The organism is Arthrobacter sp. JDC6, from assembly GCF_056484025.1.
In genome coordinates this window covers 3,700,438-3,723,848 of sequence record NZ_CM151278.1, presented here as the reverse complement: position 1 = coordinate 3,723,848, position 23,411 = coordinate 3,700,438, and the positions used below count along the sequence as shown (strand labels likewise).

At 68.2% G+C, this 23,411-nt stretch carries 18 protein-coding genes and 2 tRNA genes; 13 read left to right on the top strand and 7 right to left on the bottom strand.

What is annotated here, in order from left to right:
* Positions 1–102: 102 nt before the first annotated feature.
* A complete protein-coding gene (locus ACV095_RS17175) occupies positions 103–2,307 on the top strand; it encodes a RecQ family ATP-dependent DNA helicase (protein ID WP_478222346.1) in 2,205 nt (734 codons plus the stop codon).
* Here ACV095_RS17175 and ACV095_RS17170 read toward each other — a convergent pair.
* From ACV095_RS17170 to ACV095_RS17160, 3 genes are all read right to left on the bottom strand, one after another.
* Positions 2,231–3,712 (bottom strand): MFS transporter, encoded by a 1,482-nt coding sequence (locus ACV095_RS17170; RefSeq protein ID WP_478222345.1) that lies wholly within the window; start codon positions 3,710–3,712, stop codon positions 2,231–2,233. The genes ACV095_RS17175 and ACV095_RS17170 overlap by 77 nt on opposite strands.
* A gap of 205 nt (positions 3,713–3,917) precedes the next feature.
* Positions 3,918–4,006, bottom strand: a tRNA-Ser gene (locus ACV095_RS17165).
* 190 nt (positions 4,007–4,196) lie between these two features.
* A complete protein-coding gene (locus ACV095_RS17160; RefSeq protein WP_478222344.1) occupies positions 4,197–6,440 on the bottom strand; it encodes a prolyl oligopeptidase family serine peptidase in 2,244 nt (747 codons plus the stop codon).
* A gap of 84 nt (positions 6,441–6,524) precedes the next feature.
* Here ACV095_RS17160 and ACV095_RS17155 point away from each other — a divergent pair, with 84 nt between their 5' ends.
* Complete coding sequence (locus tag ACV095_RS17155; RefSeq protein ID WP_478222343.1) at positions 6,525–8,453, top strand: FAD/NAD(P)-binding protein; 1,929 nt, start codon at positions 6,525–6,527, stop codon at positions 8,451–8,453.
* Between the two features lie 93 nt (positions 8,454–8,546).
* On the opposite strand, the gene ACV095_RS17150 is transcribed toward ACV095_RS17155, so the two are convergent.
* Positions 8,547–8,634: transfer RNA gene (locus ACV095_RS17150), tRNA-Ser, on the bottom strand.
* A 108-nt stretch (positions 8,635–8,742) separates the two neighbouring features.
* Between ACV095_RS17150 and ACV095_RS17145 the strand changes: the two genes are divergently transcribed.
* The 10 genes from ACV095_RS17145 (at position 8,743) to ACV095_RS17100 (ending at position 19,290) form a co-directional block, all read left to right on the top strand.
* Positions 8,743–9,726: an NAD(P)H-quinone oxidoreductase gene (locus ACV095_RS17145; protein ID WP_478222342.1), complete on the top strand. Its 984-nt coding sequence runs from the start codon at positions 8,743–8,745 to the stop codon at positions 9,724–9,726.
* Positions 9,727–9,849: 123 nt separating this feature from the next.
* Positions 9,850–10,455, top strand: coding sequence for a PadR family transcriptional regulator (locus ACV095_RS17140; protein WP_478222341.1), 606 nt, complete (start codon positions 9,850–9,852; stop codon positions 10,453–10,455).
* Positions 10,452–11,189, top strand: a complete 738-nt coding sequence (locus ACV095_RS17135) for an ABC transporter ATP-binding protein (protein ID WP_478222340.1) — start codon at positions 10,452–10,454, stop codon at positions 11,187–11,189. The genes ACV095_RS17140 and ACV095_RS17135 overlap by 4 nt, the downstream gene beginning before the upstream one ends.
* Complete coding sequence (locus ACV095_RS17130; RefSeq protein ID WP_478222339.1) at positions 11,189–14,053, top strand: ABC transporter permease family protein; 2,865 nt, start codon at positions 11,189–11,191, stop codon at positions 14,051–14,053. The genes ACV095_RS17135 and ACV095_RS17130 overlap by 1 nt, the downstream gene beginning before the upstream one ends.
* A 93-nt stretch (positions 14,054–14,146) precedes the next feature.
* Positions 14,147–14,431: a DUF1540 domain-containing protein gene (locus ACV095_RS17125; protein WP_018771212.1), complete on the top strand. Its 285-nt coding sequence runs from the start codon at positions 14,147–14,149 to the stop codon at positions 14,429–14,431.
* Between the two features lie 226 nt (positions 14,432–14,657).
* The gene (locus ACV095_RS17120; RefSeq protein WP_056389249.1) at positions 14,658–16,955 is read left to right on the top strand and encodes a carbon starvation CstA family protein; all 2,298 of its coding nucleotides are present in this window, start codon (positions 14,658–14,660) and stop codon (positions 16,953–16,955) included.
* Positions 16,955–17,158, top strand: a complete 204-nt coding sequence (locus ACV095_RS17115) for a YbdD/YjiX family protein (protein ID WP_018771210.1) — start codon at positions 16,955–16,957, stop codon at positions 17,156–17,158. Before ACV095_RS17120 ends, ACV095_RS17115 begins: the two co-directional genes overlap by 1 nt.
* Positions 17,159–17,249: 91 nt before the next feature.
* Complete coding sequence (locus tag ACV095_RS17110) at positions 17,250–17,876, top strand: bacterial proteasome activator family protein (RefSeq protein ID WP_018771209.1); 627 nt, start codon at positions 17,250–17,252, stop codon at positions 17,874–17,876.
* Positions 17,877–17,883: 7 nt separating this feature from the next.
* Positions 17,884–18,327: a hypothetical protein gene (locus ACV095_RS17105; RefSeq protein WP_018771208.1), complete on the top strand. Its 444-nt coding sequence runs from the start codon at positions 17,884–17,886 to the stop codon at positions 18,325–18,327.
* Between the two features lie 117 nt (positions 18,328–18,444).
* Positions 18,445–19,290, top strand: coding sequence for an aldo/keto reductase (locus tag ACV095_RS17100; RefSeq protein ID WP_026266063.1), 846 nt, complete (start codon positions 18,445–18,447; stop codon positions 19,288–19,290).
* Between the two features lie 218 nt (positions 19,291–19,508).
* Here ACV095_RS17100 and ACV095_RS17095 read toward each other — a convergent pair whose 3' ends face one another.
* The 3 genes from ACV095_RS17095 to ACV095_RS17085 form a co-directional block, all read right to left on the bottom strand.
* Positions 19,509–19,694 (bottom strand): hypothetical protein, encoded by a 186-nt coding sequence (locus tag ACV095_RS17095; RefSeq protein WP_018771206.1) that lies wholly within the window; start codon positions 19,692–19,694, stop codon positions 19,509–19,511.
* A gap of 100 nt (positions 19,695–19,794) precedes the next feature.
* On the bottom strand, positions 19,795–20,886 hold the full coding sequence (locus ACV095_RS17090) for a hypothetical protein (RefSeq protein WP_134165819.1): 1,092 nt from the start codon (positions 20,884–20,886) through the stop codon (positions 19,795–19,797).
* Between the two features lie 62 nt (positions 20,887–20,948).
* Entirely contained in the window at positions 20,949–21,953 is a 1,005-nt protein-coding gene (locus ACV095_RS17085; protein WP_478222338.1) for a hypothetical protein, read from the bottom strand.
* A 122-nt stretch (positions 21,954–22,075) separates the two neighbouring features.
* Here ACV095_RS17085 and ACV095_RS17080 point away from each other — a divergent pair, with 122 nt between their 5' ends.
* The gene (locus ACV095_RS17080; RefSeq protein ID WP_478222337.1) at positions 22,076–23,317 is read left to right on the top strand and encodes an NAD(P)/FAD-dependent oxidoreductase; all 1,242 of its coding nucleotides are present in this window, start codon (positions 22,076–22,078) and stop codon (positions 23,315–23,317) included.
* Positions 23,318–23,411 lie beyond the last annotated feature (94 nt).

The following is a 23,411-nucleotide window of genomic DNA, read 5'->3' as shown; positions in this document are numbered from 1 at the left end:
GGATTGGGGAGCACTTTCGTAACAGGTCCGCTTTGCGGCCGGCTTTCCACATAGCAGCCCGCGGCTGTGCAGGGTGTCGGAGGGTGCTGGGATACTGAACCAATGGCCGATAACCAGTACACGTCCACAGTTTCCGCTACCGCCGTTGCAGACATGGCAGCTCCCGGCGCATCGGGCACCGCCACCCATGCCGAAGCGCTTGAGGTCCTGCGGGGCCTGGTGGGGCACCCGGACGCGGTCTTCCATGACGGGCAGTTTGAGGCCATTGAGGCACTGGTCGACGGCGGGCGGCGGGCTTTGGTGGTGCAGCGCACCGGCTGGGGCAAGTCGGCTGTGTACTTCGTGGCCTCCCTGCTGCTGCGGCGCCGGGGCGCCGGGCCCACCCTGATCGTCTCGCCGCTGCTTGCCCTGATGCGGGACCAGGTGGCCGCCGCCGCCCGGGCCGGGGTGCGTGCCGTTGCCATCAACTCCGCCAACCAGCTGGAGTGGGACACCGTGCGTGGCCAATTGGCCGCCGATGAGGTGGACGTCCTCCTCGTCTCGCCGGAGCGGCTGACCAATCCCGCGTTCCGCGAAACCCAGCTGCCCGAACTGCTCCGCCGGACCGGCCTGCTGGTCATCGATGAAGCCCACTGTATTTCCGACTGGGGGCACGACTTCCGCCCCGACTACCGCCGGATCGCGGACCTCATCACGCGGCTGCCGGATTCCGTCCCCGTCCTGGCGACCACCGCCACGGCCAACTCACGCGTGGTGCACGATATCGAAGAGCAGCTCGGTGAGGGAGTCCTGACCATCCGCGGCTCCCTGGGCCGTGACTCGCTGCGGCTTGGTGTCCTGTCGCTCCGTGACTCCAAGGAACGGCTGGGCTGGCTGCTGACCCACCTGGCCGATCTTCCGGGCAGCGGGATTATTTACACCCTTACCGTTTCCGCGGCCGAGGACACCGCCCGCCTGTTGTCAGAAGCGGGGCACAACGTACTCGCCTACACCGGACGGACCGATCCCGCAGACCGTGAACGGGCCGAGCAGTTACTGAAGGACAACCAGGTCAAGGCGCTGGTGGCCACGTCCGCCCTGGGGATGGGCTTCGACAAGCCCGATCTTGGCTTCGTCGTCCACCTCGGTGCGCCGTCCTCGCCCGTCGCCTACTACCAGCAGGTGGGGCGTGCCGGACGTGGTGCCGCCAACGCGGACGTCCTGCTGCTCCCGGGCGCGGAGGACCGTGAGATCTGGCAGTACTTCGCCACCGCGTCCATGCCGTCCGAGGAGAAGGCCGGAGCCGTGCTGACGGCCTTGGCTGAAGCCGGAACCGCCCTGTCAACCGTGGCGCTGGAGGCCAGGGTGGACCTTCGCCGCACGCCGCTTGAGCTGTTGCTGAAGGTGTTGTCGGTGGACGGGGCGGTGGAACGGGTCGGCGGGGGATGGCGGTCCACCGGCCAGCCCTGGGTTTATGACGCGGAACGCTACGGCCGCATTGCCGAGGCACGGGTGGACGAGCAGGACTCCATGGTGATCTACCAGGACACCGCAGGATGCAGGATGGAATACATCACCTCGGTCCTGGATGACGAGACGGCCCGTCCCTGCGGGCGGTGCGACAACTGCGCCGGCCGGTGGTTCCCGGCAGACGTGGCAGCCGATGCCACGGCGGCGGCCGGCCAGACCCTGAGCAGGGCCGGCGGCGTCCTTGAACCGCGCCTTCAGTGGCCCAGCGGGATGGACCGGCTGGGAGTACCGGTGAAAGGAAAGCTCAAGCCGGCAGAGGGCCTTTCGGAGGGACGTGTCCTGGCCCGGCTGACCGACCTGGGGTGGGGCGGTGCCTTGCGGGAGCTGTTTGCCGCCGGCGCGGAGGACCGGCCGGTGGATCCCGGCATGCTCCAGGCCTGCGTGCAGGTCCTGCGCGAATGGGGAACCGGCGATGCCCGGAACCCGGGCTGGAGCGGCGCGGGCAGGCCGGCCGCCATCGTGGGTATGCCGTCCCGCAGCAAACCGCAGCTGGTGGGCTCGCTGGCCAGGGGGATTTCCGAGATCGGGCGCATTCCCTACCTTGGTGATCTGCAGCCGGCGCACGGCGGTCCCACCGGCGGACGCGGCGGAAACAGCGCTTACCGGCTGGCGGGCGTGTGGGACAGGCTGGTGGTGGGCCCGGAGCTCGAAGCCGCCCTGCAGTCCGTCCAGGGCCAGACGGTCATGCTGATTGATGACCTCGCCGACAGCCGGTGGACCCTTACCGTCGCGGGGCGCGCCCTTCGGCAGGCCGGGGCGGGAGCGGTGCTTCCCCTGGTTTTGGCCCAGGCCGGCTGACGGCTGCCCCCGCATGGCGGGGGAGCAGGATGCTGTCCGCGGTGCTGGCCAGCATCAGGACGGCCATTGCCACAAAAGCGCCGCGGAAGGGCCCGGCGGGGTCCTGCGGTCCGAGGGCCAGCCCGTCAAAGGTCCGGATAAGCAGGGCTGCCACCGCGATACCCGAGCCGGTGGCCAGCTGTACCAGGGTGGCCGACACCGTGTTGGCGGAGGTCAGCTGTGCCGGCGGGATGTCGGCGTACTGCACGGAGGCATAAGCCGAGAAACCGATGGAGCGGAAGGCCCCGCTGCACACCAGCAGCACAAACATCAACGCCTCAGGGGTCTGCGGTGTCAGCAGGGCACAGAGGGCGAAGGTGACGGCGGAGGCCAGCGAGGCGAACACCAGCATTGCCTTGAAACCGAACTTCCGGATCAGCGGGGTGGTGGCCGGTTTGATCCCGATATTCCCAATGAACACGGCCGCCACCAGCGCCCCGGCATGCAGGGGAGACCAGCCGAACCCGGTCTGGAACATCAGGGGCAGCAGGAACGGCACTGAACTGATGGTGACCCGGTAAATGAACCCGCCGGTGGCCATGGCCCGGAAGGTCCGGGTGCGGAAGACCTGCAGGTTGAACAGCGGATGGGGAGTCCTGCGCATCCAGAACACGGCCCCGGCCAGGGCGGCAACCCCGGCGGCGGCACTGATCCCGGCCCAGGGCAGTTCAGGATGGCTGCTGGCCAGTTCCAGACCGGCCACGAGTGCGCCCACCCCCACCGTGGTCAGGGCCATTCCGGGCCAGTCCAGCCGCCGGTGCGGATCTCCCGGAGCCGGGGGGACCAGGCGCAGGGCGGCGGCAAATGCGGCGGCACCAAGGGGAATGTTCACCAGGAAGATCCAATGCCAGGAAAGGTACGTAGTGAGCGCGCCGCCTACCAGCGGCGCGAGGACGGGTGCCAGGAGCCCGGGCCACACCAGGAAGGCGGTGGCACGCAGTAATTCGGATTTCGGCGTTCCGCGCAGGACCACCAGGGTTCCCACCGGCACCATCATGGCCCCGCCAACGCCCTGGGCGATGCGGCTCAGCGTCAGCGTGGCAAGGTCCTGGCTGAGGGCGCAGGCCAGGGAAGCGAGCGTGAAGATGGCGATGGCCGCGCAGAAGATCCGCCTGGCGCCGAACCGTTCCGCCAGCCAGCCGCTGATGGGAATGCCGACGGCTACCGTCAGCAGGTACGCGGTCATGGTGATGTTGACGTCGGCGGCGGGGATGGCGAAGTCCGACGAAATGCTGGGAATGGCCGTGGTCAGGACCGTGCCGTCCAGGAATTCCATGAAGAACGTTGCCGCCACCAGAAGCGCCAGGCGTGGATTCCATGCCGCCCGGCCCACATCCGGTTGGGTTGAGTTGCTGCGTGCCGCCATGCGCTAATCCTGCCACTGCGGCAAAGCCTGCGCGCCCAGCGTCCGGCTACCGGACAGCGTTTTCCGCGGACCGGGCCCACGCCCGGCGTATCAGAAGCTTGTTCGCGTTTCCGAACCTTCAAGGCGCTGATTCGCCAACGGGCTTAGGACTGGCCAGGGGCACCCTGAAACGCAAAAGGCCCCGGTCCAGGACCGGGGCCAAACGCGGAGACGGGGGGATTTGAACCCCCGGTCGAGTTTAACCCCGACCCTTCATTAGCAGTGAAGTCCATTCGGCCGCTCTGGCACGTCTCCAATTGCTATTCCTAGCCCACCAAGGATACGCAGATCCGGCCATGCAGTGCAAAACGGTCCCCGCCACGGCTGCGGGCATGCCGGCCCGGGGCCCCGGCGTCCTATGGCAATCGTTGCCCGGGGCGGACGATGCGGATTTCCGGGAGGCCGGAACCGGCCCTCCGGACAGCCAGCCAGGGGCCCACGCCGGTCAGCCTGCCAGCGCCTTCCACAGGAAGTGCTGGCTGCGGGCCTGCAGCGCGGCAGCCTGCCGGTTGTCCGAGGCGCCGGCATGGCCACCCTCCAGGGCTTCGTGGAACCAGACGTTGGGGATGCCCATGGCCAGCATCCGGGCTGCCATCTTCCGCGCCTGCACGGGGCCAACCCGGTCATCGGAGGTTGCCGTCCAGATGAAGGTCTCCGGGTACTCCACCGCGTCCTTGAGCAGGTGGTAGGGCGAGAAGGTCCTGATGTACTCCCACTGTTCGGGAACGTCCGGGTCACCGTACTCGGCGATCCACGAATGCCCGGCGGAGAGCTTGGTGTAGCGGCGCATGTCCAGCAGGGGCACCCCGCAGGAGACGGCCCTGAACAGTTCGGGGTACCGGGTGAGCATGTTGCCCACCAGGAGGCCGCCGTTGGAGCCGCCCACGCAGCCCAGGCGGCGGGGCGAGGTGACGCCGCGGGAGATGAGGTCCCGTGCCACGGCCGCGAAGTCCTCGTAGGCCCGGTGCCGGTTTTCCTTCAGTGCCGCCCGGTGCCAGGCGGGCCCGTACTCCCCGCCGCCCCGGATATTCGCCACCACGTACACTCCGCCGCGGGAGTGGGGCGCCTTCCCGCCGTCGCCGCCGGACAGCGTGGTCCGCCGCTCCAGCCATGCCCGGCCCACCGTGCCGCTGTAGGACGGCGTCCGCGAAACCTCAAACCCGCCGTAGCCGGACAGCTGGGTGGGGTTCTGCCCGTCCAAAGCCAGCCCCCGCGGAGCAATCTGGAAATACGGAACCCGGGTGCCGTCGTCGGACACGGCGAAGTGCTGCTCCACTTCATAGTCAGTGTCGGCAAAGAACGACGGCGAGGCCTTGATTGCCGCATGCCGGCCCACCACGCCGGACGTCCCGGCGCTGTGGTGCTCCAGGGTGCCGCGCATGAGCGTGGTGGGGGTGGTGAAACCCGTGGCGACGAGCCAGAAGTCGTCGCCGGCGCCGCCGTCGGCTGGTCCGTCGTCCTCGTCGTCCACGGCGTAGGCATTCACGTCATGCAGCGGTGGGCAGGCGTCAAGGAGGGTGGCCGCCCAGCCGCAGTCCGTGGTGCCGGCGGGCCTGGATGGATCCAGGACCCGGATTTCCGAGGAAACGTCCCTGAGCAGGTTCAGCAGCAGGAAGCTGCGGGTCCAGCTCCAGGACTGCAGCGATGTGTGGTCATCGGGGGTGAACAGCACGGTGAGCTGCCGGCTCCCGGCGAGGTAGTCCTCGAAGTTTGCGGCGAGCAGGGCGCCGGAGGGGTAGGTGGTTCCGTCGAGGACCCAGTCCTGTTGCGGGCGGAAGAGCAGCCATTCCCGGTGCGCGCTGACGTTGACGTCGGTGGGCACATCGATCGGCGTCCAGCCACCGTCCCGGAGCACAAAGTTGGTCCGGTTGAAGAAGTCGATGTAGTCAACAGCGAAGGTGCGCTCAAATCCGGGTGTGGAATCGTGCGCCGCGACGGCCATCATGTGGTCCTCCGGCACGTCGAAAAGGCGCGGGGCAGCGGCCAGGGAACCGCCGCGTTTGAGGGTCACCGCTGTGCGGGCGTAGGACGACGCGGTCTTGGGCAGGCCTTCCGCGGTGGAGGAAACCAGGAGTGTGTCGGCATCCAGCCACGACACGTTGCCCTTCGCCGTCGGCAGGTCGAACCCGCCCCGGGCGGGGTCAACGAAGCCGCGCGCCTCGACGTCGAACTCGCGGTAGCGGTTCGCGTCGCCGCCGTCGGGGGACAGGGCCAGCAGCGCCAGCCGGTAGGGGGCTCCGGCCGCGGGGCGCAGGAACGTGGCGCCGTGGAACACCCACTCTTCGCCTTCGGTCCGGGACAGCTCGTCCACGTCCAGCAGGACGTCCCAATCGGGGGAATCGGTGAGGTAGCTCTCCCAGGTGGTCCGCCGCCACAGGCCCTTGGGGTTCTGGCTGTCCTTCCAGAAGTTGTAGTACCACTCGCCCCGCTTGCCCACCATGGCGATCCGGTCCGTGGAGTCCAGGACCTCCAGGATGCTGGTCTCCAGTTCGGCGTACCCGGCGTCCTCCAGCAGGTCCTCGGTCCGGGAGTTCTGCTCCCTGACCCAGGCCAGCTGTTCCTCGCCGTAGATGTCCTCCAGCCACACATTCTCGTCGACGGGCACGGGCGCAGTTCCCTGGGATGCGGTGCCGGAGGTGTCCTGGCCGGGGCCGGGAGCGGAGGCTTGATCAGCTGCTGTGGTGGTCATGCGCCCCATCCAAACAACATCCCCCAAGGCTGGCAAGTCAAGCGTCCGGCACATCCTCCGCTTTCAGCCCGTACGCTGGATGCCGTGGAATTATCGCAGAGCAACCGGGCCGTCATTATCGGCGGCGGCCCCCGTGGCACCAGCGTGATCGAGCGGCTGCTCGCCCACGCCGCCGCGGCCGGAGGCCCTGCACAGCTGCACATCGACGTGGTTGACCCCTACCCGGCGGGCCCGGGGCACGTGTGGCAGCCCGGCCAGTCACGGCTGTTCCTCATGAATACGCAATCCTTCTACCCCACGCTGGTTCCCCAGGAACCGTCGCTGCCGGCGCCCGTGGCCGGCACCACGTTCGACCAGTGGCGTGCCCGGCAGCAGCGGGATCCGCTGCCGGCCCTCACCGGTGAGGAGCGGGCGGAACTGGCGGTGCTGGGGTCCAATGACTTCCCCAGCCGCGCCCTGTACGGCCGCTACCTGAAGTGCATGCTGGAGGAGCTGCTGGCCAAAGCTCCCAACGGCGTCACGGTCGAATTCCACGAAACGTCGGCTGTGTCCGTGCGTCCGGTGGGGGACGGAATGTTCGACGTCGGCCTGGCCGCCGGGGCTGCCCTCCGCGCCAACGCAGTGGTGCTCGCCCTGGGGCACATCCCGTCCCGGCTGAATCCGGAACAGCGCGGCCTGCACGCCGCGGCCGAGCAGCTGGGCCTGCAGTACTTTCCCCCTGCCGTGCCCGCAGACGTGGACTGGACACGGATTCCCGCGGGGAAACCCGTGCTGGTCCGCGGGATGGGCCTGAACTTCTTCGACACGATGGGGCAACTCACCGAAGGCCGCGGCGGAAAGTTCGTGTCCACGGGAAGCCGCCTGGAGTACGAACCGTCCGGCCAGGAACCCCTGATCATCGCGGCGTCCCGGCGCGGAACCCCCTACCGTGCAAAAGCAGCCCTCAACGGCTATTACGCCACCTCCATCACGCTCCGCTACCTCACCGAAGCCGCCCTGGAGCGGCTGGCCAAGGCCGGAATCCGGCCCTCGTTCGACCACGACCTGTGGCCCCTGCTGCACCGCGATGCCCTCTGGGCGTACTACTCAACCCTGGTGCGCTCGCAGCCGGGGGCTGTCCCCGATGCGGCGGCTTTCCTGGCAGCGCTGGAGGAAGCCCTGCAGCCGCACGCCCACACCGCCGCCAACTGGGAAGACGCCGTGGAAAGCGTCCTGGCCGTCCACGTTGGTCCGCGGCACCGGCTGGACCTACCGGGCCTCGCGGCCCCCTTGGCGGGGCGCTCCTTCGCGTCCCGGCGCGAGCACGATGCCGCCGTGGTGGAGTTCCTGCTGGACGATGCACGCCGGTCCGCGCTCGGCGAGGACGACCCCGTCAAGATGGCCATCGGCGCCCTGCACCACGGGCGGGCCCTCCTCAAAACGGCGGTGGCCGACGGCGGCATCACCGATGAATCATGGGTCGCCGGGCTGCGCGGCTGGTTTGAATCCTTCGTGGAAGGCCTTGCCAGCGGGCCGCCGGCGCTGCGCGCCGAACAGCTCGCCGCACTGGCCAGGGCAGGGGTGGTCAGCTTCGTTGGACCCGACCCCAAGTTCGGCGTGGACCGGCAGTCCGCGATGTTCACGGCTTCCTCGCCGTGGGTTGCCGGTCCGCCGGTCCTGGCACGGACCATGGTGGAGGCCCTTGCGCCGGGCAACAGGGTGTCGGCCAATGATTCGCCGGTCCTGGAGCAGATGCTGTCCGATGGGCTGGTGCGTCCACGGCTCATGATGACCGCAGAAGGTGCCCCCGTCGAGTCCACGGGCCTGGACGTGGAGCCCCACCCGTACCGCCCACTTGCCTCCAACGGGTCCGTGACGGAAAACCTGTACGTGCTGGGCCTCCAGTTGTCCTCCACCCAGTGGGGCACGGCCATCGCGGCCGAAGCCCTCCAGCCGGGCAGCCCCGCCTACCGCAGCGGCCAGCGCACCCTCAGGGATGCAGACGAGATCGCGGCAGCCATCCTGCGACGCTGACCCGAACTCCCTGTCACGCTTGACCGGTAAGACAGCAGCGCCCAAAACACAAAACCCCTGGCGGCCGGTGCCGGCTGCCAGGGGTTTCCAGTGCGGAAGGTAAGAGATTCGAACTCTTGGTACGGGGTTACCGCACACTGGTTTTCAAGACCAGCTCCTTCGGCCGCTCGGACAACCTTCCTCAGCTAGTAGTGTTTCATAGGCACTTGCCTGCAACAAAACAGGAGCGGGAAGGTGCCCGGTGCACACTTGTTGCAGCCAGGATTTGAGTCAGGAACGGGAGAGGTCCATGAAAGCCGTCTACATATCGGAACCGGGCGGCCCGGAAGTGCTGGAAGTCCGGGACGTGGATGCGCCGGTGCCTGGCCAGGGCGAAGTGCTCATTGACGTGGTGGCTGCGGGCCTGAACCGGGCCGATGTCCAGCAGCGCCGGGGTTTCTACCCGCCGCCTCCCGGTGCCTCCGAGATCCCCGGGCTGGAAGTTTCGGGCCGGATCGCAGGCTTTGGCCCCGGCGTCAGCAAGCCATTTTCGTTGGGGGACAAGGTGGTGGCCCTGCTGGCCGGCGGCGGCTATGCCCAGCAGGTGGCGGTTTCGGCCGAGCAGGTACTGCGGGTGCCGGACGGGGTGGACCTGGTCACAGCGGCCTCGCTGCCGGAAGTGGCCGCAACGGTCTATTCGAACCTGATCATGACGGCGCAGCTGCAGCCGGGGGAGACCGTCCTCATCCACGGCGCCACCGGCGGGATCGGCACCATGGCCATCCAGCTTGCCAAGGCCTTTGGCGCCAAGGTGGCCACGACTGCCGGCACTGACGAGAAGGTGGGCACCGCCAAGGCGTTCCTTGGTGCTGACATCGCCATCAACTACGCCGAGGAGGACTTCCCGGAGAGCCTGCGGCGGCAGAACGATGGCTACGGGGCGGACGTCATCCTGGACGTGGTGGGGGCCAAGTACCTCAAGCAGAACGTGGAGGCCCTGGCCGACTACGGACGCCTGGTGGTGATCGGCCTGCAAGGCGGCACCAAGGGGGAGCTGGACCTGGGCCTGTTGCTGAAGAAGCGGGCAGCCGTAGTGGCCACCGCCCTGCGGCCCCGGCCGGTAGCGGAAAAGGGTGCCATCATGACTGCGGTGCGGGACGCCGTGTGGCCGCTGGTGGCTGACGGCCGGATCCGTCCGCTGGTCGCCAAGACCTTCCCGCTGGACCAGGTTGCGGCAGCCCACCGCTATTTCGACAGCGGCGACCACGTGGGCAAGGTCCTCCTGGTCATGTAGGAACCCCCGGTTGCATACCCGGTATTGCGCCGGGGCGTCAGTCGGGGCTAGGCTGCCTATACGCGGTATGCACGGGTCTTGGGGGCTCGTGCATACCGGTTGGAACCAGCCCGGGGGAGCACAATGTCCATTCGCCACAGCCTCCTTGCCCTGTTGCAGGACCAGCCGCGCTACGGCTACCAGCTGCGGGTCGAGTTCGAGAACCGCACCGGGGCCACGTGGCCGCTGAACATCGGGCAGGTGTACACCACGCTTGACCGGCTGGAGCGCGATGCCTTGGTGGCCAAGGAGGGCGACGACGGCGAAGGGCACGTGGTGTACAGCATCACCCCTGCCGGCAAGGACGAGGTGCGGAACTGGTTTGCCGCCCCCGTGGAGCGGAACAGCCCACCACGCAACGAGCTCGCCATCAAGCTTGCGCTCGCCGTTACCCTGCCCGGGGTCGATGTCCAGGCCATCATCCAGGCCCAGCGCGTGGCGTCCATCCGCGCCCTGCAGGACTACACCAGGGCGCGCCGCGATACGGCGGCAAACCAGCGGGCCACGGATACTGCCTGGCTGTTGGTGCTCGATTCACTGATCTTCCAGACCGAAGCGGAAGTCCGCTGGCTGGACCTTTGCGAGGCCAGGATGGTCCAGCAGGCGCAGGCCACGGCGGCAAGTGGAGCCCGGAAAGCCTCCAACGCGGCCACGGAAGACACCCCGCTCAACGCGGACATCCGCCGGTGAGCGTGCAGGGGCCGCAGCAGGTCCTTGAACTCGCCAGGGTGGGAAGGACTTTCGGGCACGGCGCGACGGCGGTCGCCGCCCTCCGCGACGTTGACCTCACCATTTCAGCAGGGGAGTTCGTCGCGGTCATGGGCCCGTCGGGCTCCGGCAAGTCCTCCCTGCTGGCCATTGCCGGCGGACTGGACCGGCCGACGTCGGGCGCTGTCTACGTTGAGTCCACGCCGCTGGCCGGGCTGGGCCTGAACGAACTGGCCCGGCTGCGCCGCCGGGCCGTGGGGTACGTCTTCCAGGACTTCAACCTGGTTCCCACGCTGACCGCCGCGGAGAACGTGGCGCTGCCGCTGGAAATGGACGGAACTTCCACCAGGAAAGCGCACCGGCAGGCCGCCGATGCGCTGCGGCAAGTGGGGATTCCCGAACTGGCGGACCGGTTCATGGACCAGATGTCCGGCGGCCAGCAGCAGCGCGTCGCGATCGCCAGGGCCATCGTGGGCCAGCGGCGGCTGATCCTGGCCGATGAACCTACAGGTGCATTGGATTCGACAACGGGCCAAGGGGTCATGGAGGTCCTGCGGGCCCGTGCCGACGCCGGAGCGGCCGTCATGCTCGTCACCCACGAAGCCAGGCACGCCGCCTGGGCGGACCGCGTGGTTTTCCTTCGGGATGGGCGGATCATCGACCAGGCCGCCGCCATGCACGATCCCACCATGCTGCTCACCCAGGCCGGTCTCTGATGCCGGTGGACCTTGCTCCGGCGCCCACAAGCCGCCGGAGCAGCCTTCGGGTTGCCCTGCGGCTGGCGCGCCGGGACATCACCCGCCACAAGGGGCGGTCCCTCCTCATCATCCTGCTCATCATGCTGCCCGTGGCCGGGATGACGGGGGCCGCCACCCTCTACCAGAGCTCACAGCGGACGCCGGGTGAAATCGTCACCTACGAACTGGGAAGCACCCAGGCCAGGTTCAGCGTCCTGCCCGTTCCCAGCGCGGACTCCCTCCAGGACCCGCTCAATGACGGTGTGGTCGCCTCCAGCACCGGCCGGTTCGATCCTGAATTCCGGCGGACCGACCCGCTTGACGCCATTCCCGCGGGCTACGATGTGCTGCCGCAGCGCCTGCTCCAGCTGACCACCGGCGTGGGGGAAGCACTTGTTTCGCTGCAGGGCCGCGAAGTGGATGCCCTCAATCCGGCCTTCACCGGAAAGTTCAGCCTCCTGGCGGGCCGGGCCCCGCGCGACGGCACGGAGGTGCTGGCGTCGCCCGGGCTGATGACGCGTTTCCACCTCACTTTCGGACAGGAATTTACGACGTCGGCAGGCACCTTCGTGCCGGTGGGCACCATTCGCGATGCCGGCCTCCCGGACGGCACCAGCTTCCTGTACCTGCAGGCAGGACAGGTACCCTCTGACCTTGCCAGGGGACCGCAGACCCGCCAGTCCGTGTCCTACTACCTGGTGGGTCCGGAGCCGGTCACCTGGCCGCAGGTCATGGAAGCCAACAGTAAAGGCGTGGGCGTGCTGTCCCGCAGCGTGGTGCTGGACCCGCCGTCCCGGGAGGAACGGACCGTTGCCGGTTCCGTGCCCCGGGATGATTCCACGGAAGCGGTGGCCGTCTACGCCGGCTTCGGCCTGATCGGCGCCCTGGCGCTGCTGGAGGTGGGCCTGCTGGCCGGTGCTGCCTTCGCCGTGGGCGCCAGGCAGCAGGTGCGTGAGCTGGCACTGCTGGCATCCTCGGGTGCGGAAGGCCCCGCCATCCGCGCTGTTGTCACCGCGGGTGGACTCTGGCTGGGCGGCGTTGCCGTTGCCGCCGGAGCCGCGGTGGGGCTGGGAGCCGCTGCCGTCGTCGTCCACGTGGTCCGGTTGCACGGCTCGGCACGGCTGGCAGGGCTGCATCCGGATTTCCTGCTGACACCCGCCGCCATGGCCATGGGGCTGGCATCCTGCACCATCGCGGCGATGGTACCTGCCCGCCAGGTTTCCCGTCAGGCGGTGCTGGGTGCCCTCAAAGCCGGCCGGGCACCCTCCGCGAAGCCGCGGCGGGCACCCCTGGCCGGCGCCGGGGTGCTGGTACTCGCTGCCGGGCTGTTGGCGGCAGGCTGGCTGTTGGGACGGTCCACCAACGATCCGGACCGGCTGGCGGAGCAACTGCCGCTGGTGGTCACGGTGCTCATCCTCGGCGCCGTGCTGGCGGTTGTTGCCCTGGTGCTGCTGACCGGCTGGCTGGTCCTCCGCCTGACCTCCCGCATCCAGTGGATGCCGCTGTCACTCCGGATGGCGGCCCGTGATTCGGCCCGGAACCGCGGGCGCAGCGTTCCCGCGGTGGCCGCGGTACTCGCCGCCGCCACCCTGGCAAGCGCCGCCCTGGTGCTCTCCGCCAGCCAGCAGGCGGGGATGCGGGAATCACATTACTGGGGCGCCCTGGAAAACCAGGCGTACCTGCCGCTGGTGGTGGACCCGCCGGCGTCGGCCGATGGCAGCAGGAAGCCGGCCGTCCGGGTGGATGTCCCTAAGCTCTCCTCTGCGGTGGCAGATGCCCTGGGCACCGTCGAATCGACGCACGTGATCACGGCGCCGGAGAGCCTGCGCAACTGCCCCGAGGGCCCGGCTGATCCCGGATTGCCGGCGCGCACGGATACGTCAAACTGCCTGCTGTTTTCGCTTGCCAGGCCGCAGGCAAATGAATGCCCGAGGACTCCCAAGGGAAGGGTGTTGGACCCGGGCGACCGGCGGTGCCGCGGTTCCATGGTCAGCGAACAACCGTCCGGCCGGGCCATCCTGGTGGGCGGCGGCGAGGAGATCCGGGCGGCGCTGGGCCGCAGCGCCACCGCCGAGGCAACGGCGGTGCTGGACGCCGGCGGGATGGTGGTGACCAACCCGGTGTTCGTCAGTGCTGGAAGGGTACTGCTCGAGGGAAAGGACGTACGGACCCAAGAGCCGGCATCCTCGGGGCCGGGCACCGTCCCCTCAACCGTCAGGAGCGACTCCCTTGCCGCGGCAGTGCTTGAACCGGCTGTCCCGGTGCCCTACTACGGCGTTGTCTCGCCGGAAACCGCCGAACGCCTGGACCTCCGCGCGGCCCCGGCCGGACTGCTCGTGCAGCTCTCTGCCTACCCCTCCGAGGCTGAGGCAGATGCGGCCTCCGCTGCGGCCGCCGCCGTCTACGGGCAGCCGGGCATGACTTTCCAGGCGGAACCGGGCGTTTCGCAGGTAAGCCAGTGGATCACCTGGTCCATCGTGGCCGCGGCTGCGCTGATCACCTTCAGCGCGGCGGGCATTACGACAGGACTCTCCATGGCTGATGCCCGGAAGGACCATGCGGTCCTCGCCGGCGTCGGGGCCTCGCCAAGGCTGCGCAAGGCCCTTGCCGGGTCGCAGGGACTGTTCACCAGCGGCGTTGGAGCCGTTCTGGGGACGCTGGCAGGAACGGTGCCAGCGGTCCTGCTGGTCCTTTCCACGGACATGCGGACAGCCCTCGAGGTTCCCTGGCTGCACCTGTCCGCGCTGCTGGTGGCAGTGCCCTTGACGGCGGCAGCGCTCGCCTGGGCCTTCACCCGGTCCGGGCTGCCCCTGTCCAGGCGCAGCCTGGCGGAGGGGCATTAGGTCAAAGTATTGGGTCTTTTTGATCACCGGGATCAGGCCTACCGTAGGTGCACGAGCCGCCCGCCCGGGCGGTGGAACTTACGGAGGAACTTCATGACGACCCATGTTGCCGACTGCAGTGTCACCCGTTGTTCATTCAACGACCATGAAGGCTGCACCGCCCATGCCATCACCGTGGGGGGAAGCCAGGACCACGCATCCTGTGCCACGTTCATCGAGACCGGCATCCACGGCGGCCTGCCCAAGGTCCTCGCCGACGTGGGAGCCTGCCAGCGGGCCGAGTGCGTCCACAACGACCACCTGATGTGCAACGCCCCGGAGGTGCACGTCGGGCCGGGAGCCGACAACGCCGACTGCCTCACCTACGCCCACGCCTGACCGTCCCTGCCGCCATGCGAAGGGCGAAGGCTCCCGTCCGGAATCCGGACGGGAGCCTTCGCTTTTGCCGCAGCCCGCCGTCGTACGTCCGTCACCGCTCATTCAGCGCCGGACTGCCGCCGCTCGCCGCACAGGCCGGCGCCGCGCCGCCGTCGGACCCTTTTGGCAGGATCGGCGTTGGTAGGGTGCCCAGTAGCAAACGAGGGAAAACTCTCAAGGAGGAGACATGGCCGGAATGCCTGACCAGCGGAACAACGGATCCCGGGCGGAGGGCGGGTTGGCGACTGACCCGAATCTTCCCCCGCCCGCTGTGGACGAGGCACGGCTCGACGCCGAAGACCGGAGGTGGACGCCAGGCAAGATCGCGCTCTGGGCAGCAATCGCCCTCCTCGGCGGGGTGGCCTGGTTCATGCTGGCGATCGTCCGCGGGGAAACGGTCAACGCCATCTGGTTCGTCTTTGCCTCCGTCTGCACCTACCTCATCGGGTACCGCTTCTACTCGAAGGTGATCGAGCGCTACATCACCAAGCCTGACGACCGGCGCGCCACCCCTGCCGAATACAAGGCAGACGGCAAGGACTACGTCCGCACCGACCGCAACGTCCTGTTCGGCCACCACTTCGCCGCCATTGCCGGCGCCGGCCCGCTGGTGGGGCCGGTCATCGCGGCGCAGATGGGCTACCTGCCCGGCACCATCTGGATCATCCTCGGCGTCGTCCTTGCCGGGGCCGTCCAGGACTACCTGGTCATGTTCTTCTCCATGCGCCGCGGCGGCCGGTCGCTGGGCCAGATGGCCCGCGAGGAACTTGGCGTCATCGGCGGCACGGCCGCCCTCATCGCCACCCTGCTCATCATGGTGATCATCGTGGCCATCCTGGCGCTCGTCGTCGTTAATGCCCTGGGCGAAAGCCCGTGGGGCGTGTTCTCGGTGGGCATGACCATCCCCATCGCCCTGTTCATGGGTGTCTACCTCCGTTACCTGCGCCCCGGCAAGGTCATGGAGGTCTCGATCATCGGCTTCGTCCTCCTGATGGCGGCCATCATCGGCGGCGGCCTGGTGGCGCAGACCCAATGGGGCGCCACCGTGTTCCACCTGGACAAGGTCACCATCGCCTGGGGCCTGATCGTTTACGGCTTCATTGCTGCGATCCTGCCCGTATGGCTGCTCCTGGCTCCGCGCGACTACCTCTCCACTTTCATGAAGATCGGCGTGATCGTGATGCTCGCGCTGGCGATCATCGTGGTCCGGCCCGAAATCACCGTCCCGGCCTTCAGCGAATTCGCCGGCCGCGAGAACGGGCCCGTGTTCTCCGGCGCACTGTTCCCCTTCCTGTTCGTGACCATCGCCTGTGGTGCGCTGTCCGGTTTCCACGCCCTGATCTCGTCCGGCACCACCCCCAAACTGGTGGAGAAGGAACGGCAGACCCGGTACATCGGCTACGGCGGCATGCTGATGGAATCCTTCGTGGCCATCATGGCGCTGGTAGCAGCCATCTCGATCGACCGCGGCCTCTACTTCGCCATGAATGCCCCCACGGCGCTGACGGGCGGCACCGTGGAAACGGCAGCCACCTGGGTCAACGGCCTGGGCCTGAGCGGCGTCAACATCACCCCCGGCCTGCTCAGCGAAACCGCCGCCAACGTTGGGGAGCAGAGCATCGTCTCCCGCACCGGCGGCGCACCCACGCTGGCCGTGGGGCTGGCGCACATCATGCAGCAGTTCATCGGCGGGACGGCCATGATGGCGTTCTGGTACCACTTCGCCATCATGTTCGAGGCGCTCTTCATCCTCACCGCCGTGGATGCCGGCACCCGCGTTGCACGTTTCATGCTGCAGGACTCGATCGGCAACTTCGTCCCCAAGTTCAAGGAAGCCTCCTGGCGGCCCGGGGCCTGGCTCTGCACGGCCATCATGGTGGCTGCCTGGGGTGCCGTGCTGCTGATGGGCGTGACCGATCCGCTGGGCGGCATCAACACCCTGTTCCCGCTGTTCGGCATCGCCAACCAGCTCCTGGCCGCCATAGCGCTGGCTGTATGCCTGGCCATCGTCGCCAAGCGCGGCACCTTCAAGTATCTGTGGATCGTTGCCCTGCCGCTGGCCTTCGCCGCCGTGGTCACCATCACCGCCAGCTACCTGAAGATCTTCTCGCCCGTCCCTGCCGTGGGGTACTTCGCGAACAACGCCGCCTTCAGCAAGGCGCTGGCGGACGGCAAGACCGAGTTCGGTACCGCCAAGACCGTGGCCGCCATGGAAGCTGTGGTCCGCAACACGGCCATCCAGGGCTGGCTGTCCGTGATCTTCGTGGTGCTGAGCATCATCGTGATTGCCACGGCGGTGCTGGCCACGGTCAAGGCATTCCGTGACAGGGCGGCCGGCACTGCCACCACGGACAACGAGGACCCGGCGGTTCCCTCGCGCGTCTTCGCCCCCGCCGGACTGGTGCCGACGACGGCCGAACGTGAGTTGGCAGCCGAGTGGGACAGGGTGCCCGCAGACGCACGGCTTGAACGGGCCAGGCACTGATGGGCACCGGTGTGGCTTTGGTGGCCAATGGCTTCCGCGGGTTCGCCCGCTACCTGGGCGGCGTCATGGGCGCGGACGCCTACACCAAGTACCTCGAGCACCACAGGGCAGCCGGGCACCAGGAGGAACCCCTCAGCGAACGCGAGTTTTGGCGGGACCGTACGGACCGCCAGGACAACAACCCGCAGGGCAGGTGCTGCTGATTGGGCCTGCTGATTGAGCCGGCAGCGGACAAGCCCGCCACAGGCGTTCACGGGTGGACTCCGGGCGGACGGGCCGTGAGAGTATGAACGCATGAGCGATCCCAACGACACTCAGGCAGCTGAGGACCTCCCGGTAGAAGGCACTCCCGTTGACGACACCCAGGACCCCGTGCAGATTCCGTCCGCCGCGGACGGCAAGCCCAGGGGCAGCAGCCTGCAGGATCTGGTGGACGAGCCTGCCAAGGTGATGCGGATCGGCACCATGATCCGCCAGCTTCTCGAAGAGGTGAAGTCCGCGCCGCTTGACGACGCTGCGCGGGGCCGGCTGGCCGCCATCCACGCCCGCTCCATCAAGGAGCTGGAGGACGGGCTTGCGCCGGAGCTGGTTGCAGAACTGGACAGGATCAACCTGCCCTTCTCGGACGACGCCACGCCCTCCGACGCCGAGCTCCGGATCGCCCAGGCGCAGCTGGTGGGTTGGCTTGAGGGCTTGTTCCACGGGATCCAGACCGCCATCGCGGCGCAGAACGCCGCCCGCGAACACGCCGCCGCGCAGCTGCAGCTGCGTCAGCTGCCGCCAGGCACCATGATTGCGCCCGGCGTCGTCATCGGCGAAAACGGCGAGCCGCAGCGCGCCCCGGCCGGAGCACGGCCGGGGGCGCAGGCACGGCCCAACCAGCGTGACGAACCGGACCACGGTCCCGGGCAGTACCTGTAGGCTCCGCTTGGGCTTTTTCAGCGCCGCACGGCAGGGGCGCAAGGATGATGTTGAACTGGGCAAGGGGTTGTGGCGCCGCGCGCACGACCGCTTCCAGCGGGGACTTGACCGCTTCCACCAGGTGCTCGAAGGGGTGGAGGACGACCAGCTGTACGGGGAACTGGTGGATATCGCCAACGAACTGGCCGGCCTCCTGCAGCGTGTCCGGACGGTATGCATGGAAGCGCAGCGGCGTGCGCCCAGTGACGGCCTGGACATACCGGCCGGCCTTGCAGACGTCCACAGGTCCCTCTCCAAGGCGGGCAATTCGCTGGCCACCACGGCTGAGGCGGCGGCAATGCTGCGGCTCGCCGTGGGGCCGGTACCGGTTGGTGCGGTGTCGGTCCGGCGCCGGGCTGAGGCGGTGTTCCAGCAGGTGAACGACGCCGAGAGGCAGCTTCGCGGGGAGTAGCTGGACCGGTGCCGCGCAAATATTCCCGGTTTGGGACGTAAATATCGCGGTTACGCGTGTGGCTGACATCGAACCAAACGGGAGCCTGAAGCGGGGGACGTTTGGCAGGATGAAGAAATGACTTCTTCACCTACCTTGACTTTCAACGACGGAAACACGATCCCCCAGCTCGGCTATGGTGTGTGGCAGGTTGAGGACGGCGTGGCTGAAAAGGTTGTCCGCCAGGCCTTCGAAGCCGGCTTCCGGCACATCGACACGGCGAAGATCTACGGCAACGAGGCAGGCGTTGGCCGTGCAATCGCCGGCTCCGGCCTGTCACCGGAACAGATCTTCATCACCACCAAGCTGTGGAACGCGGACCAGGGGTACGAATCCACCCTCGCCGCCTTCGAGGAATCCATGGACCGGCTTGGCCTCGAAACGCTGGACCTCTACCTGATCCACTGGATGCAGCCCAAGCAGGACAAATACGTGGACACGTGGAAGGCGCTGATCGAACTCCAGAAGCGCGGCCGGGTCAAGTCCATCGGTGTCTCCAACTTCACCGCCGAGGGCCTGCAGCGCCTGATCGATGAAACCGGAGTGGTTCCGGCCATCCACCAGATCGAACTGCACCCCTACTTCAGCCAGCGTGAACTGCGGGAATTTGGAGCAGAAAAAGGCATCCTGACCCAGGCATGGTCCCCGTTGGGCCAGGGCGGGGAACTGCTGCAGGACCCTGTTGTTGCGTCGATCGCTGCCAAGCACCAGGCGACTCCCGCCCAGGTGGTCATTGCGTGGCACCTGGCCATCGGCAACGTGGTCATCCCCAAGTCCGTGACTGAGTCCCGCATCAAGGAGAACTTCGCGGCACTCGAGGTTTCCCTGGACGCCGGGGACGTTGAAGCCATCAACAACCTGGACCGCACCGCCGGCGGCGAGGGCCGCATCGGACCCGATCCCGCGGTCTCCGACTTCGCGTAACCCGCGACCGGCGGTGCCGGCCCAACCGGCCGGGGACCTCCGCCGAACCAACGTCAGCCCGTGCTGCCGGCAACCGCCAGGCAGCGCGGGCTGACGGCTTTAATGCGAGGCTGGCGCCCGTAACCGGCGTGGCTGTCCTGCCTGGTTTGCACCCTGGTTGGCGGAGCTGGGCCGCGGCTGGCCTGGGCCGTGGACCGCGGGGTTTTTGGCTGAACCGGTCAGGCGGCGATTCGGACGTGCTCCACGGTGACGGCGTCCACCACGGCCCAGCTGTCTTCGCCGTGGCAGTGCCGGGAGGCGAAGCGCTCGGCCTCTTCGAGGGTGTCAAAATACTCGGAGCGGGCCCGGCCGCAGTCGGCGTCGAAGTACGTTACGTGAAATTCCTGTACGGCTTGGTTTTCCATAAATCCAGTGTGCAACCGGGGTCTGACATTCACCGGAAGCAGCGCCGCGTGTTGTTGGGATTTGCCAACCCGGCTGAAGCCAGGCCGCGCACCTGGCGGGCTAAAGGGCCCGTGGATCAGGGACTGCGGCGCCGGTGGCCCGCACCTTCAGCACGAGTGCGGCCACGGACAGCATTGCAAGCCCGCTCCATGTGAGGGTTCCGCTCCATATCTCGGGCGGGAAGCTGAGCGCCCGGTCGTGAAGCGCCACAGTAGCGAAATAGGGGGCCCAGAAGACGACAGGTGAGAGGCCTGCCGCGGTCAGGAGCCGCGCGGGACTGTCCGGGACCGGCCGCGCCACCGCCCACACCACTCCTACCAGGAGTGAACCGGCCAGGGCAGCCGGCAACAGCCAGGCATCCCGCAGGGCCACCATGATCTGCAGGGCTGCGGAGGGGACCAGCACCATCGCCGCCGGCACCAGGGCCGGCAGCCGCCACCGCAGCGACAGCAACAGGATGGGAACGAAGAGCACGAACGTCGAGACCAGGAATGTCGCCAAGGAGACCATGATGCTCGACGACGTTGGACCCGTCACCGCCGGCTGGGTCCCGGCGGGGCCGGAGTACGTCTGGATGAGGCCATGGCGGGAGAAGACCGCAAACTCCTGCAGGATGAAAGCTGCAACCATGCCGGCGAGCATCGCGCTCACGAACGCCGGCACCAGCCGGGCCCACGGCCGGGCAGGTGAGTGCCACGCTGCCGAGAAAGGTGCACCAAGAATGAGGAAGCCGCCGGTAGCCAGACCCAGGTGGGACGGGCTGAACAGGGCGCTGATGTTCTGCTCAATGCCGAACACCGAATGCCAGGCGAAGTCGCCCAGCCCGGAAGCAAGGAAGAGGAGTACGCCGGCGGCGGCTGCCCCATAGCCGGCAGGGACTGCTTCCCGCCACCTCGTCCCCGGGGCGTGCCGGCGCCAGGTCAAGGCGCCGATCCAGAGGGCGCAGGCGGCGAAGCCTGAGTAGAGGATCGCGTGCCACGGTGTGAAGAACGTCTCCAGGCCGCGGAGGTTGTTGTGCGCCCAGCCGTCAACGTAGGTCCCCGTGAGGAGCCAGACGCCGGCCGCGAGGGTGACGGCGTCTTCTACGGCCGTGGTGGGACGGTGAACCGATACCGGCGGGATCGCAAAGGCGTGTGCTGCTGCGGCGTCCATAGCTCCACAGTAGGTCCCGCCGATGCCCGGGGCGAGAGGGCATGCCAAGTAGTTGGCGCCCCTCAGGTGCTGGCCAGGCGGAGTACGCGTTCCTGTGCCAGCATGGCCGTGCGGCTGGCTTTGTCGGCCGCCCGGACCGCCTGTTTCGCTTCTGCGGTGGTGGCGGCGAGCCGCTTCCGGGAACGGTCCAGGCTTTCCTCGGCGGCCTTGAGCCGGTTTCGAAGCTCAGCCGTTTCCTGCTGCAGTAACGCGATTTCCGCACGTGTCTGCTCCTCCCGGTCCTGCAGCTCGCCCGCGAGCCGGGAGGCCTCCTCTTCAGCGGCCTGGGCCTCGGCCAGCGCGGCCCTGGCCCTTTCCAGCGCCGGCGGCGAGGCCGGCCGGGGAGTCTGCCGCACTGCCTCAAGCCGGGGCTTGGCGGGCTTTGGCTGGGTGTGGTGCTCCGCCGTCGTGCGTGTCTTTGCCGCTGTTGCCTTTGGCCCCGCTGCCTGCGCCTCCGTTTTCGTCTTTGGAGCCGGGGGAGCACTTGCGCGGGGGGTGGCCGGCGCGGCCGGGAGCAGCCCGGGGAGGGCCACTGCCCCGTCCAGGTCGACGTCGTTGATGCCGTCGGCTGACAGGACTTTCAGCAGCCGGCCGCTGCCCACCGCAGCCGCCGCACGCTCGTCTGCCGTCAGTGCCCGCAGGGTCTCCTCAACGTCGGCGGCCATCGCGTCGCTGATGAAGCGGCCCTGCTCCTGGGCAACAGACCGGGCAGCGTCGACGGCGTCAGCCAGCATGGTGCGGCGCTCCCGGCCCAGTTCGCGCAGGGCGGGCGCATCCAGCGACACCTGCGCTGCCCGCATGCGCTCGCCAAGTCCGCGAAGCGCGGCCAGCACGTCCGGCCGGTGCCGTGCCAGCATGTTGAGCGCCCACGCGGCGACGGATGGTTTCGGCAGGGCGCGGACCGCTGCCCCCAGTTCCTTGTCCTGCCGCCCGGCATCCTTGGCAGCGGCGGTCCTGGCCGCTACGAAGTCGTCCAGCGTCCCGCCGTACAGCCTGTCCGCAATGTCCGCCAGGGCTTCGTCTTCCATGCCGCCATCTTAGGTGCCGTGCTCCCGCCGGCGTCCGGTCCCGGCGGGCGCCGGACGCCGGCCGCCCTGCCAGTGGCCTCGGCACTCTGTTACTCATCGGCCCGGAGGGGTAAGTTGCACGAATGGACGATTCATACCAGGTCATCGTGGTTGGCGGCGGATTCGCCGGAAAGACGGCGGCTGAGGAGTTGGGCCGCAAGGGCGTCCGGGTGCTGTTGCTCGATGCCAACAATTACCAGCAGTTCCAGCCGCTCCTGTACCAGGTGGCTGCATCCCAGATTGGCGTCTCGGCGGTCACCCGGCCGCTCAGGTCGGAGTTCCGCAAGGTCAACAATGTCCGCGTCCTCACCGCGGAGGTGACGTCTATCGATGCGGCCAACCGCACCGTCACCACCGCAGACGGCTCCAGCTACCGGGCCAGGTTCCTGGTCATCGCCACCGGGGCCGTACCGAACTTCTTCAACACCCCGGGCGCCGAAGAGCACGCCTACCCGCTGTACTCGGTGGCGGACGCAACGCGCCTGAGCGCGGCGATCACTGCTGTTTTGGACGAAGCTGACCGCGAGCCCGGGGCGGAAGCCGACGTGGTCGTGGTGGGCGGGGGTCCCACTGGTGTGGAAACTGCAGGCGCCTTGGCGGAGAACGTCAAATACATCGTGCCAAAATACTTCTCGCCGGGGCTGGCTGCCCGGTGCCACGTCCACCTGGTGGATATGGTTCCGAACGTCCTTGCCGCGTTCTCCGAAAAATCGCAGGCGTATGCGCGGGACCGCCTGACCAAGCTGGGCGTACAGCTGCACATGGGCCAGCCTGTTGGTGAGGTCCGCCCGGACGGCGTGACCCTCAAGGACGGCACCGTTATTCCCGGCCGGGTGGTGGTGTGGGCCGGTGGCCTCCAGGCCGGCCGGATCATTACCGGGTCCGGCCTGAAACAGGGCAAGGGCGGCAGGGTGGACGTGCAGGCCGATCTGACAGTCCCTGATTTTGACGGCGTTTACGTGCTGGGGGACTCCGCCAACATCACCGATGCCACTGGAAACAAACTGCCGCAGCTCGGGTCGGTTGCGCAGCAATCAGGCAAGTGGGCGGCCCGCAATATCTATGCAGACCTTACCGGCGGTGTGCGCCAGCCTTTCCGGTACTGGGACAAGGGGTATATGGCCATGGTGGGACGCGGCGCAGCCGTCGCGGAGCTGGGGCGCCGCCGCCTGCAACTGCAGGGCCCACTGGCGTTCGTGTCCTGGCTGGCGGTCCACCTGGCCCTGCTGCCCGGATTCCAGCAGAAAGTCAGGGCGCTGTTCTCCTGGGCCAACGGCTACGTCACCCACAGCCCGGCCCAGGTGGTGGTGGGCAGGCCGGATTAGTTCCCGGCAAAACCCGGAAGGTGGCGCCCGCCATCGCGCATCGACGGGGTCCTGCGTTCGCTAACGTATGGATCAGCACCTACCCGGCCGGGGG